Raw genomic sequence first — 2,500 nt, forward strand, 5'->3', positions numbered from 1 at the left:
ACAGTGGACGCGAGCAAAAAAGTTAGACAAGCCCTCGGCCTATTAGTACCAGTCAGCTCCACCCGTTACCGGGCTTCCACATCTGGCCTATCAACCCAGTCGTCTACTGGGAGCCTTAACCCCTCAAAGGGGGTGGGAATACTCATCTCGAAGCAGGCTTCCCGCTTAGATGCTTTCAGCGGTTATCCTTTCCGAACGTAGCCAACCAGCCATGCCCTTGGCAGGACAACTGGCACACCAGAGGTTCGTCCGTCCCGGTCCTCTCGTACTAGGGACAGCCCTTCTCAATATTCCTGCGCGCGCAGCGGATAGGGACCGAACTGTCTCACGACGTTCTAAACCCAGCTCGCGTACCGCTTTAATGGGCGAACAGCCCAACCCTTGGGACCGACTCCAGCCCCAGGATGCGACGAGCCGACATCGAGGTGCCAAACCATCCCGTCGATATGGACTCTTGGGGAAGATCAGCCTGTTATCCCCGGGGTACCTTTTATCCGTTGAGCGACGGCGCTTCCACAAGCCACCGCCGGATCACTAGTCCCGACTTTCGTCCCTGCTCGACCCGTCAGTCTCACAGTCAAGCTCCCTTGTGCACTTACACTCAACACCTGATTGCCAACCAGGCTGAGGGAACCTTTGGGCGCCTCCGTTACTCTTTAGGAGGCAACCGCCCCAGTTAAACTACCCACCAGACACTGTCCCTGATCCGGATCACGGACCGAGGTTAGACATCCAGCACGACCAGAGTGGTATTTCAACGACGACTCCACCATGGCTGGCGCCATGACTTCACAGTCTCCCACCTATCCTACACAAGCCGAACCGAACACCAATATCAAGCTATAGTAAAGGTCCCGGGGTCTTTCCGTCCTGCTGCGCGAAACGAGCATCTTTACTCGTAGTGCAATTTCACCGGGCCTATGGTTGAGACAGTCGAGAAGTCGTTACGCCATTCGTGCAGGTCGGAACTTACCCGACAAGGAATTTCGCTACCTTAGGATGGTTATAGTTACCACCGCCGTTTACTGGCGCTTAAGTTCTCAGCCTCGCCACACCGAAATGTGACTAACCGGTCCCCTTAACGTTCCAGCACCGGGCAGGCGTCAGTCCGTATACATCGCCTTACGGCTTCGCACGGACCTGTGTTTTTAGTAAACAGTCGCTTCTCGCTGGTCTCTGCGGCCGCCCCCAGCTCAAGCAGCAAGTGCTATCACCGGTTACGGCCCCCCTTCTCCCGAAGTTACGGGGGCATTTTGCCGAGTTCCTTAACCATAGTTCACCCGAACGCCTCGGTATTCTCTACCTGACCACCTGAGTCGGTTTAGGGTACGGGCCGCCATGAAACTCGCTAGAGGCTTTTCTCGACAGCATAGGATCATCCACTTCACCACAATCGGCTCGGCATCAGGTCTCAGACTCATGTTGCGCGGATTTGCCTACGCAACGCCCTACACCCTTACCCCGGGACAACCACCGCCCGGGCTGGACTACCTTCCTGCGTCACCCCATCGCTTACCTACTACCACCTTGGACCGGCGGCTCCACCACTCCCCTTTGCCCGAAGGCTCCAGGACGGCTTCACGGCCTTAGCATCAATGGGTTCGATACTGGGCGTTTCAAAGCGGGTACCGGAATATCAACCGGTTGTCCATCGACTACGCCTGTCGGCCTCGCCTTAGGTCCCGACTTACCCTGGGCAGATCAGCTTGACCCAGGAACCCTTAGTCAATCGGCGCACACGTTTCCCACGTGTGTATCGCTACTCATGCCTGCATTCTCACTCGTGTACCGTCCACGACTGGCTTCCGCCGCCGCTTCACCCGGCACACGACGCTCCCCTACCCATCCCCGCACCCGTTGGGGCTTCACGCGGGAATGACACGACTTCGGCGGTACGCTTGAGCCCCGCTACATTGTCGGCGCGGAATCACTTGACCAGTGAGCTATTACGCACTCTTTCAAGGATGGCTGCTTCTAAGCCAACCTCCTGGTTGTCTCTGCGACTCCACATCCTTTCCCACTTAGCGTACGCTTAGGGGCCTTAGTCGATGCTCTGGGCTGTTTCCCTCTCGACCATGGAGCTTATCCCCCACAGTCTCACTGCCGCGCTCTCACTTACCGGCATTCGGAGTTTGGCTAAGGTCAGTAACCCGGTAGGGCCCATCGCCTATCCAGTGCTCTACCTCCGGCAAGAAACACGCGACGCTGCACCTAAATGCATTTCGGGGAGAACCAGCTATCACGGAGTTTGATTGGCCTTTCACCCCTAACCACAGGTCATCCCCCAGGTTTTCAACCCTGGTGGGTTCGGTCCTCCACGACCTCTTACAGCCGCTTCAACCTGCCCATGGCTAGATCACTCCGCTTCGGGTCTTGGGCGCGCTACTCAGTCGCCCTATTCGGACTCGCTTTCGCTACGGCTACCCCACACGGGTTAACCTCGCAACACACCGCAAACTCGCAGGCTCATTCTTCAAAAGGCACGCAGTCACGAGACCAC

The 2,500-nt window shown here is 57.2% G+C and carries 1 rRNA gene (cut by a window edge); it reads right to left on the bottom strand.

Annotated features, from left to right (window positions below):
• Positions 1–22: 22 nt before the first annotated feature.
• Positions 23–2,500 (bottom strand): 23S ribosomal RNA (locus tag QMK24_RS40555) (it continues 646 nt past the right edge of the window).

Origin of the sequence: Streptomyces sp. PH10-H1 (assembly GCF_030063355.1) — a bacterium.
GTDB lineage: Bacteria > Actinomycetota > Actinomycetes > Streptomycetales > Streptomycetaceae > Actinacidiphila.